The organism is Streptococcus sp. 544, assembly GCF_013277385.1.
Classification (GTDB): domain Bacteria; phylum Bacillota; class Bacilli; order Lactobacillales; family Streptococcaceae; genus Streptococcus; species Streptococcus mitis_BA.
This window is the reverse complement of the sequence record NZ_VMMU01000020.1, coordinates 34,625-49,492: the sequence shown is the minus strand read 5'-3', so window position 1 is coordinate 49,492 and position 14,868 is coordinate 34,625. Positions and strand designations below refer to the sequence as shown.

Genomic DNA, 14,868 nt, shown 5'->3' with positions numbered 1-14,868 from the left:
GTTACTTTGAGAAGTTACAGGTTTTTAAAAATTGCAAGTCAATAAGGAATTTTCAGATAATTATTGAAAAAGAGACGTTTTTATGTTATAATGATAGCGATTAAATTCGAGGTGAAAAATGGCACATTTATTAGAAAAAACAAGAAAGATTACATCAATTTTGAAGCGCTCAGAGGAGCAGTTGCAGGATGAGCTGCCTTACAACGCTATTACGCGTCAGTTAGCGGATATTATTCATTGTAATGCCTGCATTATCAATAGTAAGGGACGTCTGCTTGGCTATTTTATGCGTTATAAAACAAATACAGATCGCGTAGAGCAATTCTTCCAAACTAAGATTTTCCCAGATGACTACGTTCAAGGGGCTAATATGATTTACGAAACAGAAGCAAACTTGCCTGTTGAGCATGATATGAGTATTTTCCCTGTTGAGAGTAGAGATGATTTTCCAGATGGCTTGACGACTATTGCACCGATTCATGTATCGGGGATTCGCCTTGGTTCTTTGATTATTTGGCGCAATGATAAAAAATTCGAAGATGAAGATTTGATTTTGGTTGAGATTGCCAGTACCGTTGTTGGGATTCAGCTTCTTAACTTCCAGCGTGAAGAAGATGAGAAAAATATCCGTCGCCGTACTGCTGTTACCATGGCGGTTAATACCCTTTCTTACTCAGAACTTCGTGCAGTTTCCGCAATTTTAGGGGAATTAAATGGAAATGAAGGGCAGTTAACTGCGTCTGTAATTGCAGACCGTATCGGAATTACCCGCTCTGTGATTGTCAATGCCCTTCGTAAACTTGAGTCCGCTGGGATTATTGAAAGTCGCTCGCTTGGAATGAAGGGAACCTACCTTAAGGTCTTGATTTCAGATATTTTTGAAGAAGTGAAGAAAAGAGATTACTAATGACTAAAGCTTTGATTTCGATTGATTATACAGAAGATTTTGTTGCCGACAGTGGTAAATTGACAGCAGGTGCTCCAGCTCAAGCTATTTCGGAAGCCATTAGCAAGGTGACTCGATTAGCTTTTGAACGCGGAGATTACATCTTCTTTACTATCGATGCTCATGAAGAAAACGATTGTTTCCATCCAGAAAGTAAACTATTCCCGCCTCATAATCTGATTGGGACTAGTGGACGGAATTTATATGGAGATTTGGGGATCTTTTATCAAGAGCATGGTTCAGACAGTCGTGTCTTTTGGATGGATAAACGCCATTACTCAGCTTTTTCAGGGACTGACCTAGATATTCGTTTGAGAGAGCGTAGAGTGTCTACAGTTATTTTAACAGGAGTCTTGACGGATATTTGTGTCCTGCATACAGCTATAGATGCCTATAATCTAGGATATGACATCGAGATTGTTAAACCAGCTGTTGCTTCTATCTGGCCTGAAAATCATCAATTTGCCCTAGGTCATTTCAAAAATACACTTGGAGCTAAGTTGGTAGATGAAAATCTAAATGAACTTTCTGAGTAATTTGGTAGATGAAATGAAAAATTTTGAAAAAAAGTGTTGACAAGTATCCCAAAAGTTGATATACTAGTAAAGTAATCGACGCGGGGATGGCGGAATTGGCAGACGCGCAGGACTAAGGATCCTGTGACCGCTTTAGGTCGTGAGGGTTCAAGTCCCTCTCTCCGCATAGGATAAGAGTTAGCTTAGGCTAGCTCTTTTGTATTTCTCTAAAAAATTAGAATCCAGTCAAATGTAGTGGAGAATCAGCGAAAATATGGGAAAACTAATCCTTGTTTCTGCTTTTGTCTTTTGTATAGAAGAATAATAAAGATTATCTTCTTAAAATTCTCCGATATTCTCTAAAGTTTTGTGCAAGTTGCACAGAACTTTTTTGTTTTTTTGGTCACCTTGCCATAGAAATGTAAAGCGTTTTCATCTATAATATAATTATCAAAAGACAAAAGGAGTTCACCTCATGGTAGAATTAAATCTTAAAAATATTTACAAAAAATATCCAAACAGCGAACACTATTCAGTTGAAGATTTCAACTTGAACATCAAAGATAAAGAATTTATCGTTTTCGTAGGTCCTTCAGGATGTGGTAAATCAACTACACTCCGTATGATTGCTGGTCTTGAAGACATCACAGAAGGTACTGCATCTATCGATGGCGTGGTTGTCAACGACGTAGCTCCAAAAGACCGTGACATCGCCATGGTATTCCAAAACTACGCTCTTTACCCACACATGACTGTTTATGACAACATGGCTTTCGGTTTGAAATTGCGTAAATACAGCAAAGAAGACATCGACAAACGTGTGCAAGAAGCAGCTGAAATTCTTGGATTGAAAGAATTTTTGGAACGTAAACCAGCTGACCTTTCAGGTGGTCAACGTCAACGTGTTGCCATGGGTCGTGCCATCGTCCGTGATGCAAAAGTATTCTTGATGGACGAACCTTTGTCAAACTTGGATGCTAAACTTCGTGTATCAATGCGTGCTGAGATTGCGAAAATCCACCGTCGTATCGGAGCTACTACTATCTACGTAACTCACGACCAAACAGAAGCGATGACACTTGCAGACCGTATCGTTATCATGTCAGCAACTAAGAACCCTGCTGGTACAGGTACTATCGGACGTGTTGAACAAATCGGTACTCCTCAAGAAGTTTACAAAAACCCAGTTAATAAATTCGTAGCAGGATTCATCGGAAGCCCAGCTATGAACTTCATCAATGTGAAATTGGTTGGAAGTGAAATTATTTCTGATGGTTTCCGTTTGAAAGTTCCAGAAGGTGCTTTGAAAGTTCTTCGTGAAAAAGGCTACGAAGGTAAAGAATTGATCTTCGGTATTCGTCCAGAAGACGTGAATGCAGAACCTGCTTTCCTTGAAACATTCCCAGACTGTGTTGTAAAAGCGACTATCTCTGTATCAGAACTGCTTGGTTCAGAATCTCACCTTTACTGCCAAGTTGGTAAAGATGAATTTGTTGCAAAAGTTGATGCTCGTGACTACTTGCAAACAGGTGCAACAGTTGAACTTGGATTTGACTTGAACAAAGCACACTTCTTTGATGTAGAAACTGAAAAAACAGTCTACTAAAATAAATAAAATTCAAAGCACTACAAGAAAAGATATCTCTTTATCAATTGTAGTGGAGAGATATCAGTTAATCTAAGGAGAGAAACAAAATGCTTCTCTCCTTTTTGCTAGGGAAGTCATATTATGCATCTATCTTGTGATACCCTTTGAATAAAAATGGTCATCTTATTTGCCTTATAGGGTGACTAGCAGATGAAATATTGTTTTCTCTTTCTTCTTTACTAGAAAGTATGGTATAATAGAGAGTAAAAAACTTTGAAAGAAAGAAAAAGATGAATTTAAAAGATTACATTGCAACAATTGAAAATTATCCAAAGGAAGGGATTACCTTCCGTGATATCAGTCCTTTGATGGCTGATGGAAATGCATATAGCTACGCTGTTCGTGAAATTGTTCAGTATGCTACTGACAAGAAAATAGACATGATTGTAGGGCCTGAGGCTCGTGGATTTATCGTGGGCTGTCCAGTTGCCTTTGAGTTGGGAATTGGTTTTGCCCCTGTTCGTAAGCCAGGTAAATTACCACGTGAAGTCATTTCTGCTGACTATGAAAAAGAGTACGGTGTTGATACCTTGACTATGCATGCGGATGCCATCAAGCCAGGTCAACGTGTTCTTATTGTAGATGACCTCTTGGCAACAGGTGGAACTGTTAAGGCAACCATCGAGATGATTGAAAAACTTGGTGGTGTTGTAGCAGGTTGTGCCTTCCTTGTTGAATTGGATGAATTGAACGGCCGTGAAAAAATCGGTGACTACGATTACAAAGTTTTGATGCATTATTAATGAAAAACAGTCCCTAGGGCTGTTTTCTCTACATTAGGATATAAAAATAGACTATAGCTAGTTAGAGAAAAACTATAATTGAAAACTATATCTTCTTGCAGTATAATAAAAGGACTAAGTGTTTGAGATTTGGCTTCAAACATATGCAATGATTCCTGAAAGAATACAGTTAGGAGAGGGTTATGCCGATTCGAATTGATAAAAAATTGCCAGCTGTTGAGATTTTACGGACAGAGAACATCTTTGTCATGGATGATCAACGTGCTGCTCACCAAGATATTCGTCCTTTGAAGATTTTAATTTTAAATCTCATGCCACAGAAAATGGTCACAGAAACCCAGTTGTTACGCCACTTGGCTAATACCCCCCTACAACTGGATATTGATTTTCTCTATATGGAGAGCCACCGTTCTAAGACAACTCGTTCAGAGCACATGGAGACCTTTTATAAAACTTTTCCTGAAGTCAAGGATGAGTATTTTGATGGGATGATTATCACGGGTGCTCCAGTTGAACATTTACCATTTGAGGAAGTGGACTATTGGGAGGAATTTAGCCAGGTGCTTGAGTGGTCCAAGACTCATGTCTATTCGACGCTTCATATCTGTTGGGGGGCTCAGGCTGGGCTCTACCTACGCTATGGGGTAGAAAAATACCAGATGGACAGTAAGTTATCAGGTATTTATCCTCAGGATGCTTTAAAAGAAGGGCACCTTCTTTTTAGAGGCTTTGACGATAGCTATGTATCCCCTCATTCACGGCACACGGAGATTTCTAAGGAAGAAGTCTTAAACAAAACCAATCTCGAGATTTTATCAGAAGGGCCACAGGTTGGGGTTTCGATTTTGGCTAGTCGTGATTTACGAGAAATTTATAGTTTTGGGCATTTGGAATATGATCGTGATACCTTGGCAAATGAATATTTCCGAGATCGTGATGCAGGTTTGGATCCTCATATTCCAGAAAATTACTTTAAGGATGATGATGTCAACCAGACACCTTGTCTTTGTTGGTCTTCATCAGCAGCCCTCTTTTTCAGTAACTGGGTGAATTATGCGGTCTATCAGGAGACGCCTTTTGACTGGAGAAAGATAGAAGATGATGCATCCGCATTTGGGTATTTATAAGAGGAATTATGACATATTTAGACGCTTTTAAATCAGGGAACTTGGTTTTACCGAGTGCCCTGCTCTTGCATTTTAAGGAACTCTTTCCTTCTAGCGACGATTTTCTGGTCTGGCAATTTTTCTATTTGCAAAATACGACAGGCTTGGAAGAAATGTCGCCAAGCCAGATTGCTGAAAGGATTGGCAAGGAAATTTCGGATGTCAACCAGTCTATCTCTAATCTGACGGAGAGGGGACTTCTCCAGTATCGTACTATCGAATTAAATGGTGAAATCGAATTGCTTTTTGATGCTAGTTTGGCTTTGGAACGCTTGGACGACTTGCTTGGAGTCGCTGATTCAAGTTCAGACCAGTTGACACCTCAGAATCAGCTCAAGGATTTGGTGGAAACCTTCCAGCAGGAATTGGGACGCTTGTTGACACCTTTTGAGATTGAAGATTTGACCAAGACACTAAAGGAAGATGGAACCAGTGCTGACTTGATTAAGGAGGCTCTTCGTGAAGCTGTTTTAAATGGAAAAGCAAACTGGAAGTACATTCAGGCGATTTTGAGAAACTGGCGCCATGAAGGTATCAAAAGTGTGGCTCAAATTGAGGCTAAGCGGGCAGAAAGAGAAGCCAGCAATCCTCAGTTGACACAGGTATCTGTGGATTTTAGAAATGCCATGGATCTCTGGAAGGATTAATCGTTGGAAGCAGGCTTGAAATCCGAGTAAGATTTGCAAGCTGTGTCTAATTGTGATAAAATAAGTAGAAAATAAATTGAAAAAAGAGGTATGTGAAATGTCACGTAAACCATTTATCGCTGGTAACTGGAAAATGAACAAAAATCCAGAAGAAGCTAAAGCATTCGTTGAAGCTGTTGCATCAAAACTTCCTTCATCAGATCTTGTTGAAGCAGGTATCGCAGCTCCTGCAGTTGATTTGACAACTGTTCTTGCTGCTGCAAAAGGTTCAAACCTTAAAGTTGCTGCTCAAAACTGCTACTTTGAAAATGCAGGTGCTTTCACTGGTGAAACTAGCCCACAAGTTTTGAAAGAAATCGGTACTGACTACGTTGTTATCGGTCACTCAGAACGCCGTGACTACTTCCATGAAACTGACGAAGATATCAACAAAAAAGCAAAAGCAATCTTTGCAAACGGTATGCTTCCAATCATCTGTTGTGGTGAGTCACTTGAAACTTACGAAGCTGGTAAAGCTGCTGAATTCGTAGGTGCTCAAGTATCTGCTGCATTGGCTGGATTGACTGCTGAACAAGTTGCTGCATCAGTTATCGCTTATGAGCCAATCTGGGCTATCGGTACTGGTAAATCAGCTTCACAAGACGATGCACAAAAAATGTGTAAAGTTGTTCGTGACGTTGTAGCTGCTGACTTCGGTCAAGAAGTTGCGGACAAAGTTCGTGTTCAATACGGTGGTTCTGTTAAACCTGAGAACGTTACTTCATACATGGCTTGTCCAGACGTTGACGGTGCCCTTGTAGGTGGTGCGTCACTTGAAGCTGAAAGCTTCTTGGCTTTGCTTGACTTTGTAAAATAATCAGTAGCAAAAGCTAGGTGGAACAGCATTCAGGTGCCTGTTCCATTTTTTATAGGAGAGGAAAGATTGAAAACAAAAATTGTATGTATAGGGCTAGCAAGTCTCTGCTTACTTGGCGCAAGAGTTTCAGGAATTGCGGCAGATGAAACAAGTGGAAGCACAGTTTCAGAAAAATCTAGTCTATCAACAGGGACTTCATCAACTAGTAGCAATGAACAGAGAAACAGTGTCTCTGCCCACTGGGATGGGGATTATTATGTAAAGGCTGATGGTTCTAAAGCTCAAAGTGAATGGATTTTTGACAACTACTACAAGGCTTGGTTTTATATTAATTCAGATGGTCGTTACACGCAGAATGAATGGCATGGAAATTACTACCTGAAATCAGGTGGCTATATGGCCCAAAACGAGTGGATCTATGACAGTAATTACAAGAGTTGGTTTTATCTTAAGTCAGATGGGGCTTATGCTCATCAAGAATGGCAATTGATTGGAAATAAGTGGTATTACTTCAAGAAGTGGGGTTACATGGCTAAAAGCCAATGGCAAGGAAGTTATTTCTTGAATGGTCAAGGTGCCATGATGCAAAATGAATGGCTTTATGATCCGGCTTATTCTGCTTATTTTTATCTAAAATCCGATGGAACTTATGCCAACCAAGAGTGGCAAAAAGTGGGCGGCAAATGGTACTATTTCAAGAAGTGGGGCTATATGGCGCGGAATGAGTGGCAAGGCAACTACTATTTGACTGGAAGTGGTGCCATGGCGACTGATGAAGTGATTATGGATGGTGCTCGCTATATCTTTGCGGCTTCTGGTGAGCTCAAAGAAAAGAAAGATTTGAATGTCGGCTGGGTTCACAGAGATGGTAAACGCTATTTCTTTAATAATAGAGAAGAGCAAGTGGGAACCGAACATGCTAAGAAAGTTATTGATATTAGTGAGCACAATGGTCGTATCAATGATTGGAAAAAGGTTATTGATGAGAACGAGGTGGATGGTGTCATTGTTCGTCTAGGTTATAGCGGTAAAGAAGACAAGGAATTGGCGCATAACATTAAGGAGTTAAACCGTCTGGGAATTCCTTATGGTGTCTATCTCTATACCTATGCTGAAAATGAGACCGATGCTGAGAATGACGCTGAACAGACCATTGAACTTCTGAAGAAATACAATATGAACTTGTCTTACCCTATCTACTATGATGTTGAGAACTGGGAGTATGTGAATAAAAGTAAGCGTGCTCCGAGTGATACAGGTACTTGGGTTAAGATTATCAACAAGTACATGGAGACGATGAAGCAGGCGGGCTATCAAAATGTGTATGTCTATAGCTATCGTAGTTTATTACAGACGCGTTTAAAACACCCAGATATTTTAAAACATGTAAACTGGGTAGCGGCCTATACCAATGCTTTAGAATGGGAAAATCCTCATTATTCAGGAGAAAAAGGTTGGCAGTATACCTCTTCTGAATACATGAAAGGAATTCGTGGTCGTGTGGACGTCAGCGTTTGGTATTAAGATATAAGTTTGAAAAAGGAGTGTGCAAGAAAATTGCATCCTCTTTTTCTTTATTTTGTCGCAGTTAAGAGATGTGTAAGGGGACTGTGTTTTATTCTAAAGAATTCTTAAATTATCAGTCTATTGCAACTTTTCTCATGTGGGTCATTTGGCTTGCTATTGTCTTTCCTTAGTAGTATACTAAGGTAGTAATCATTAAGAAGTGGTTACAAAAAATAATGAACGAGGTAAAATAAAATGGTAGAATTGAAAAAAGAAGCAGCAAAAGATGTCGCAACATTAACAAAAGCAGCGCCAGTAGCATTGGCAAAAACAAAGGAAGTTTTGAATCAAGCTGTTGCAGATTTGTATGTAGCGCATATTGCTCTTCATCAAGTGCACTGGTACATGCGTGGACGCGGTTTTATGGTATGGCATCCAAAAATGGATGAGTACATGGATGCTCTTGATGGTCATTTAGATGAAATCAGCGAACGCTTGATCACACTTGGTGGAAGCCCATTCTCTACTTTGACAGAGTTCCTTCAAAACAGTGAAATCGAAGAAGAAGCTGGTGAATACCGTAATGTTGAAGAAAGCTTGGAACGTGTTCTAGATATTTATCGCTACCTCATCACTCTTTTCCAAAAAGCGTTGGATGTGACTGACGAAGAAGGCGATGATGTTACAAACGATATTTTTGTTGGTGCTAAGGCTGAACTTGAGAAAACAGTTTGGATGCTTGCCGCAGAACTTGGACAAGCACCTGGTTTGTAAGAAACAAGGAAACATAGATAAATCTGTAGGAAATTTCTTACAGATTTTTTCTATTTTGTAAGCTATTCCAAACCAGTCTTTTTTTGAGTTTTTTGATAAAATAGTACTATCAGTGAAAAGGATGGAAGCATGACTAAGAAAATCGTAGCTATTTGGGCCCAGGATGAAGAGGGTGTGATTGGTAAGGACAATCGTCTGCCTTGGCATTTGCCAGCAGAACTGCAACACTTCAAAGAAACAACTCTGAATCATGCTATCTTGATGGGACGGGTGACCTTTGATGGAATGGGGCGTCGCTTGCTTCCACAACGGGAGACCTTGATTTTGACACGTAACCCGGAAGAAAAGATAGATGGTGCGGCTACTTTTTATGATGTCCAGTCTGTCTTGGACTGGTATCAGGCTCAAGAAAAGAATCTCTACATTATCGGTGGGAAGCAGATTTTTCAGGCTTTTGAGTCCTATTTGGATGAAGTGATTGTCACTCAAATTCATGCTCGGGTGGAGGGGGATACCTATTTTCCTGAAGAGTTTGACTTGTCCCTTTTTGAGATAGTATCAAGCAAATCCTATACCAAAGATGAGAAGAATCCTTATGATTTTACCATCCAATACTGTAAGAGAAAGGAAGTCTAATGGAACGGAGTTTATTTGGTTTATTCACGGCTTTTCTGTGTTTCATCTGCCTTCTGGCAGGAGCACAGGCTTTTCGTAAAAAGCGTTACGGGCTTTCTATCCTCCTTTGGTTAAATGCCTTTACCAATCTGGTCAATAGTATTCATGCTTTTTACATGACCTTGTTTTAGATAGAATGACAGTATAGAATGGAAGGAAATCATGTCTACAAATAGAAAAAATGATATGATGGTTTATTGCTCATTTTGTGGCAAAAACCAAGAAGAAGTACAAAAAATAATTGCTGGCAACAATGCTTTTATTTGTAATGAATGCGTGGAGTTAGCTCAAGAAATCATTCGAGAAGAATTGGTTGAGGAAGTCTTGGCAGACTTGTCTGAGGTGCCAAAACCAATCGAACTCCTCCATATCTTGAACCACTATGTAATTGGTCAAGATCGTGCCAAACGTGCTTTAGCAGTAGCAGTATACAACCACTACAAACGCATCAATTTCCACGATACGCGTGAAGAGTCAGAAGATGTGGATTTGCAGAAGTCAAACATCTTGATGATTGGCCCAACTGGTTCAGGGAAAACTTTCCTTGCCCAGACCTTGGCTAAGAGCTTGAACGTGCCTTTTGCGATTGCGGATGCAACAGCTCTTACTGAAGCTGGTTATGTAGGTGAGGATGTGGAAAATATCCTCCTCAAACTCTTGCAGGCTGCTGACTTTAATATTGAACGTGCAGAGCGTGGCATTATCTATGTGGATGAAATTGACAAGATTGCCAAGAAGAGTGAGAACGTGTCTATCACACGTGATGTTTCTGGTGAAGGGGTGCAACAAGCCCTTCTCAAGATTATTGAGGGAACTGTTGCTAGCGTTCCGCCTCAAGGTGGACGCAAACATCCACAACAAGAGATGATTCAAGTGGATACCAAAAATATCCTCTTCATCGTGGGTGGTGCCTTTGATGGCATTGAAGAAATCGTCAAACAACGTCTTGGAGAAAAAGTCATCGGATTTGGTCAAAATAACAAGGCGATTGATGAAAACAGCTCATACATGCAAGAAATCATCGCAGAAGATATTCAAAAATTTGGTATTATCCCTGAGTTGATTGGACGCTTGCCAGTCTTTGCTGCTCTTGAGCAATTGACGGTCGATGACTTGGTTCGCATCTTGAAAGAGCCAAGAAATGCCTTGGTCAAACAGTACCAAACCTTGCTTTCTTATGATGATGTCGAGTTGGAATTTGACGACGAAGCCCTACAAGAGATTGCTAATAAAGCCATCGAACGGAAGACAGGGGCGCGTGGTCTTCGCTCCATCATCGAAGAAACCATGCTAGATGTCATGTTTGAAGTACCGAGTCAGGAAAATGTGAAATTGGTCCGCATCACTAAAGAAGCTGTCGATGGAACGGATAAACCAATCCTAGAAACAGCCTAGAGGTGACTATGGAACTGAATACACACAATGCTGAAATCTTGCTCAGTGCGGCGAATAAGTCCCACTATCCACAGGATGAACTACCAGAGATTGCCCTAGCAGGGCGTTCAAATGTTGGTAAGTCTAGCTTCATCAACACCATGCTGAATCGCAATAATCTGGCTCGAACATCAGGTAAACCTGGTAAAACCCAGCTTCTTAATTTCTTTAACATTGACGACAAGATGCGCTTTGTGGATGTTCCTGGCTATGGCTATGCCCGTGTTTCTAAAAAGGAACGTGAAAAGTGGGGGCGCATGATTGAGGAGTACCTAACGACTCGGGAAAATCTCCGTGCGGTAGTCAGTCTAGTTGACCTTCGTCATGACCCGTCAGCAGATGATGTACAGATGTACGAATTTCTCAAGTATTATGAGATTCCGGTTATCATCGTTGCGACCAAGGCGGACAAGATTCCTCGTGGTAAATGGAACAAACACGAATCAGCAATCAAAAAGAAATTAAACTTTGACCCAAGTGATGACTTCATCCTCTTTTCATCTGTCAGCAAGGCAGGGATGGATGAGGCTTGGGATGCAATCTTAGAAAAATTGTGAGGAAAAGAAAATGGCAAAAACAATTCATACAGATAAGGCCCCAAAGGCTATCGGACCATATGTTCAAGGAAAAATCGTTGGCAACCTTTTGTTTGCTAGTGGTCAAGTTCCTCTCTCTCCTGAAACTGGGGAAATCGTTGGAGAAACGATCCAAGAACAGACAGAACAAGTTTTGAAAAACATCGGTGCTATTTTGGCAGAAGCAGGAACTGACTTTGACCATGTTGTCAAAACAACTTGTTTCTTGAGCGATATGAACGACTTTGTTCCTTTTAACGAGGTTTACCAAACGGCCTTTAAAGAGGAATTTCCAGCTCGTTCAGCAGTAGAGGTAGCTCGTCTTCCTCGTGATGTAAAAGTCGAAATTGAAGTCATCGCAGAGATTGGATAAGCTAGTTGAAGTTTGGTGTTGCCAAACTTCTTTTGATATAAGGAGAAAAAGATGACAAAGAAACAACTTCACTTGGTGATTGTAACAGGGATGAGTGGCGCAGGGAAAACAGTTGCCATTCAGTCCTTCGAAGATTTGGGTTATTTTACTATTGACAATATGCCGCCAGCTCTCTTGCCTAAGTTTTTGCAGTTGGTAGAAACAAAGGAAGATGACCATAAGTTGGCTTTGGTAGTAGATATGCGTAGCCGTTCTTTCTTTTCAGAGATTCAAGCTGTTTTGGATGAGTTGGAAAACAAGGAAGAACTGGACTTTAAAATTCTCTTTTTGGATGCAGCTGATAAGGAATTGGTCGCGCGTTACAAGGAAACCAGACGGAGTCACCCACTAGCAGCAGATGGACGGATTTTGGATGGAATCAAGCTGGAACGTGAGCTCTTGGCGCCTTTGAAAAATATGAGCCAAAATGTGGTGGATACGACTGAACTCACTCCACGTGAGCTGCGCAAAACACTTGCAGAGCAGTTTTCAGACCAAGAACAAGCCCAGTCTTTCCGTATCGAAGTCATGTCTTTCGGCTTTAAATATGGAATCCCAATTGATGCGGATTTGGTCTTTGATGTCCGTTTCTTGCCAAATCCATACTACCTTCCAGAGTTACGAAATCAAACGGGTGTAGATGAACCAGTGTATCACTATGTCATGAACCACCCTGAGTCCGAAGACTTTTATCAACATTTGTTGGCCTTGATTGAACCGATTTTGCCAAGTTACCAAAAGGAAGGTAAGTCCGTTTTGACCATTGCCATGGGATGTACGGGTGGACAACACCGTAGTGTGGCCTTTGCTAAACGCTTGGCGCAGGACTTATCCAAGAATTGGCCTGTTAATGAAGGGCATCGCGACAAAGACCGAAGAAAGGAAACGGTAAACCGTTCATGAGAAAACCAAAGATAACGGTGATTGGTGGAGGGACTGGGATCCCCGTCATTCTTAAAAGTCTGCGGGAAAAAGATGTGGAAATCGCTGCTATCGTAACGGTGGCGGATGATGGTGGTTCATCAGGTGAACTCCGAAAAAATATGCAGCAATTGACACCGCCAGGTGATCTTCGTAATGTCCTTGTGGCCATGTCGGATATGCCTAAGTTCTATGAGAAGGTCTTTCAGTACCGTTTTTCTGAGGATGCGGGAGCCTTTGCGGGCCATCCGCTGGGAAATCTCATTATCGCTGGTCTGTCAGAGATGCAGGGTTCGACCTATAATGCCATGCAGTTGCTGAGCAAATTTTTCCATACTACTGGGAAGATTTATCCTTCCAGTGACCATCCTTTGACCCTGCACGCAGTCTTTCAGGATGGAACAGAGGTGGCTGGAGAGAGCCATATTGCAGACCATCCAGGCATGATTGACCATGTCTATGTAACCAATACCCTCAACGATGATACGCCTCTGGCTAGCCGTCGAGTAGTCCAGACCATTCTTGAAAGTGACATGATTGTCCTCGGACCTGGTTCTCTCTTTACCTCGATTTTGCCCAATATCGTGATTAAGGAAATCGGGCAGGCGCTTTTGGAAACCAAGGCAGAAATCGCCTATGTCTGCAATATTATGACCCAACGTGGGGAGACAGAACACTTTACAGATAGTGACCATGTGGAAGTCTTGCATCGTCACCTTGGCCGACCTTTTATCGACACTGTCTTGGTGAATATCGAAAAAGTGCCTCAGGAATACATGAATTCCAACCGGTTTGATGAATACTTGGTCCAGGTGGAACATGATTTTGCTGGTCTTTGTAAGCAAGTTCCGCGTGTGATTTCATCCAACTTCCTTCGTCTGGAAAATGGGGGTGCCTTCCACGATGGAGATTTGCTCGTGGACGAGTTGATGCGGATTATACAGGTGAGAAAATGAGTTTCACAGTAGCAGTTAAAGAAGAAATCCTAGGTCAGCACCATCTAAGCCGGCATGAATTATCTGCCATTATCAAGATGTCTGGTAGCATCGGTCTCTCGACCTCGGGCTTGACCCTGTCTGTTGTGACAGAAAATGCTAAGCTAGCTCGTCACCTCTATGAGTCTTTTCTCCATTTCTACGAAATCAAATCAGAAATTCGTCACCACCAACGGAGCAATCTTCGCAAGAATCGGGTCTATACCGTTTTTACAGATGAAAAGGTGCAGGACTTGTTAAGTGATTTGCATTTGGCAGACTCTTTCTTTGGCCTAGAAACAGGTATTGATCAGGCGATTTTATCGGATGAGGAAGCAGGTCGTGCCTATCTTTGTGGTGCTTTCTTGGCAAATGGGAGCATTCGTGACCCTGAGTCAGGCAAGTATCAGTTGGAAATCAGTTCTGTTTATCTGGACCACGCGCAAGGGATTGCCTCCCTTCTCCAGCAGTTTTTACTGGATGCCAAGGTGCTTGAACGCAAGAAGGGAGCTGTGACCTATCTCCAGCGTGCCGAAGATATTATGGACTTTCTTATAGTAATCGGAGCCATGAAGGCGCGTGATGATTTTGAGCGGGTTAAGATTTTGCGGGAAACTCGTAACGATCTTAATCGAGCCAATAATGCGGAGACAGCTAATATCGCTCGGACAGTTTCTGCCAGCATGAAGACTATCAACAATATCAGCAAAATCAAAGATATTATAGGCTTAGAAAATCTGCCAGTGGATTTGCAGGAAGTAGCGCAGTTGCGGATTCAGCACCCAGACTACTCTATCCAACAGTTGGCAGATAGCCTCAGCACCCCTCTGACCAAAAGTGGTGTCAACCACAGACTCAGAAAAATAAATAAATTAGCTGATGAACTATAAAACCAGGCTCTTGTTTTGCGAGGTTCTTTTTTGAAATAAAAAGAGGTTGGGCAAAAAGCAATGTCATTAAGTTAAGAAATTTGGCTCTTTAAAATCAAAAACGCATAATATCCGGTGTTGACTTGAACCGTAATACTATGCGTTTTATTGTGAGAAAATTTATTTCATTTTCTCCTGAAATTGAGT

Annotated in this window: 17 protein-coding genes and 1 tRNA gene; all 18 read left to right on the top strand. The window is 41.3% G+C overall.

The features are described from left to right. The first annotated feature begins 118 nt into the window (after nt 1–118). The 18 genes from codY to whiA all read left to right on the top strand — a co-directional run bounded on the left by codY (nt 119) and on the right by whiA (nt 14,682). Nucleotides 119–907 (top strand): GTP-sensing pleiotropic transcriptional regulator CodY, encoded by a 789-nt coding sequence (gene codY / locus HT728_RS08645; protein WP_000940732.1) that lies wholly within the window; start codon nt 119–121, stop codon nt 905–907. After that, nucleotides 907–1,482, top strand: coding sequence for an isochorismatase family cysteine hydrolase (locus HT728_RS08640; protein ID WP_000158736.1), 576 nt, complete (start codon nt 907–909; stop codon nt 1,480–1,482). Before codY ends, HT728_RS08640 begins: the two co-directional genes overlap by 1 nt. An 80-nt stretch (nt 1,483–1,562) precedes the next feature. After that, a tRNA-Leu gene (locus HT728_RS08635) sits at nt 1,563–1,648 on the top strand. Between the two features lie 288 nt (nt 1,649–1,936). After that, nucleotides 1,937–3,067 carry a sn-glycerol-3-phosphate ABC transporter ATP-binding protein UgpC gene (gene ugpC / locus HT728_RS08630; protein WP_000229957.1) on the top strand — a complete coding sequence of 377 codons (1,131 nt, stop codon included), beginning with the start codon at nt 1,937–1,939 and terminating at the stop codon, nt 3,065–3,067. A 272-nt stretch (nt 3,068–3,339) separates the two neighbouring features. Then, nucleotides 3,340–3,852, top strand: a complete 513-nt coding sequence (locus tag HT728_RS08625; protein WP_001049318.1) for an adenine phosphoribosyltransferase — start codon at nt 3,340–3,342, stop codon at nt 3,850–3,852. A 182-nt stretch (nt 3,853–4,034) separates the two neighbouring features. Beyond that, nucleotides 4,035–4,979 carry a homoserine O-succinyltransferase gene (gene metA / locus HT728_RS08620; RefSeq protein ID WP_173213481.1) on the top strand — a complete coding sequence of 315 codons (945 nt, stop codon included), beginning with the start codon at nt 4,035–4,037 and terminating at the stop codon, nt 4,977–4,979. Nucleotides 4,980–4,987: 8 nt separating this feature from the next. Next, on the top strand, nt 4,988–5,665 hold the full coding sequence (locus HT728_RS08615; protein ID WP_173226800.1) for a DnaD domain-containing protein: 678 nt from the start codon (nt 4,988–4,990) through the stop codon (nt 5,663–5,665). Between the two features lie 97 nt (nt 5,666–5,762). Next, the gene (tpiA, locus tag HT728_RS08610; protein ID WP_138702052.1) at nt 5,763–6,521 is read left to right on the top strand and encodes a triose-phosphate isomerase; all 759 of its coding nucleotides are present in this window, start codon (nt 5,763–5,765) and stop codon (nt 6,519–6,521) included. A 33-nt stretch (nt 6,522–6,554) separates the two neighbouring features. Next, complete coding sequence (gene lytC / locus HT728_RS08605; RefSeq protein ID WP_138702053.1) at nt 6,555–8,045, top strand: choline binding-anchored murein hydrolase LytC; 1,491 nt, start codon at nt 6,555–6,557, stop codon at nt 8,043–8,045. A 237-nt stretch (nt 8,046–8,282) separates the two neighbouring features. Then, nucleotides 8,283–8,801 (top strand): Dps family protein, encoded by a 519-nt coding sequence (locus HT728_RS08600; RefSeq protein ID WP_050107673.1) that lies wholly within the window; start codon nt 8,283–8,285, stop codon nt 8,799–8,801. A gap of 129 nt (nt 8,802–8,930) precedes the next feature. Further along, the gene (locus tag HT728_RS08595; protein ID WP_173234794.1) at nt 8,931–9,437 is read left to right on the top strand and encodes a dihydrofolate reductase; all 507 of its coding nucleotides are present in this window, start codon (nt 8,931–8,933) and stop codon (nt 9,435–9,437) included. Beyond that, nucleotides 9,437–9,607 carry a hypothetical protein gene (locus tag HT728_RS08590; protein ID WP_000442276.1) on the top strand — a complete coding sequence of 57 codons (171 nt, stop codon included), beginning with the start codon at nt 9,437–9,439 and terminating at the stop codon, nt 9,605–9,607. Before HT728_RS08595 ends, HT728_RS08590 begins: the two co-directional genes overlap by 1 nt. Nucleotides 9,608–9,638: 31 nt before the next feature. Further along, entirely contained in the window at nt 9,639–10,871 is a 1,233-nt protein-coding gene (gene clpX, locus HT728_RS08585; RefSeq protein ID WP_000106341.1) for an ATP-dependent Clp protease ATP-binding subunit ClpX, read from the top strand. Between the two features lie 8 nt (nt 10,872–10,879). Continuing rightward, entirely contained in the window at nt 10,880–11,467 is a 588-nt protein-coding gene (gene yihA / locus HT728_RS08580) for a ribosome biogenesis GTP-binding protein YihA/YsxC (RefSeq protein ID WP_050089425.1), read from the top strand. A gap of 10 nt (nt 11,468–11,477) precedes the next feature. Continuing rightward, the gene (locus tag HT728_RS08575; RefSeq protein WP_001140420.1) at nt 11,478–11,858 is read left to right on the top strand and encodes a RidA family protein; all 381 of its coding nucleotides are present in this window, start codon (nt 11,478–11,480) and stop codon (nt 11,856–11,858) included. Nucleotides 11,859–11,909: 51 nt separating this feature from the next. Beyond that, a complete protein-coding gene (gene rapZ, locus HT728_RS08570; protein ID WP_050389336.1) occupies nt 11,910–12,800 on the top strand; it encodes an RNase adapter RapZ in 891 nt (296 codons plus the stop codon). Then, nucleotides 12,797–13,774 carry a YvcK family protein gene (locus tag HT728_RS08565; RefSeq protein ID WP_042901353.1) on the top strand — a complete coding sequence of 326 codons (978 nt, stop codon included), beginning with the start codon at nt 12,797–12,799 and terminating at the stop codon, nt 13,772–13,774. Before rapZ ends, HT728_RS08565 begins: the two co-directional genes overlap by 4 nt. Beyond that, the gene (gene whiA, locus HT728_RS08560) at nt 13,771–14,682 is read left to right on the top strand and encodes a DNA-binding protein WhiA (RefSeq protein ID WP_173234792.1); all 912 of its coding nucleotides are present in this window, start codon (nt 13,771–13,773) and stop codon (nt 14,680–14,682) included. Before HT728_RS08565 ends, whiA begins: the two co-directional genes overlap by 4 nt. Nucleotides 14,683–14,868: the final 186 nt, after the last annotated feature.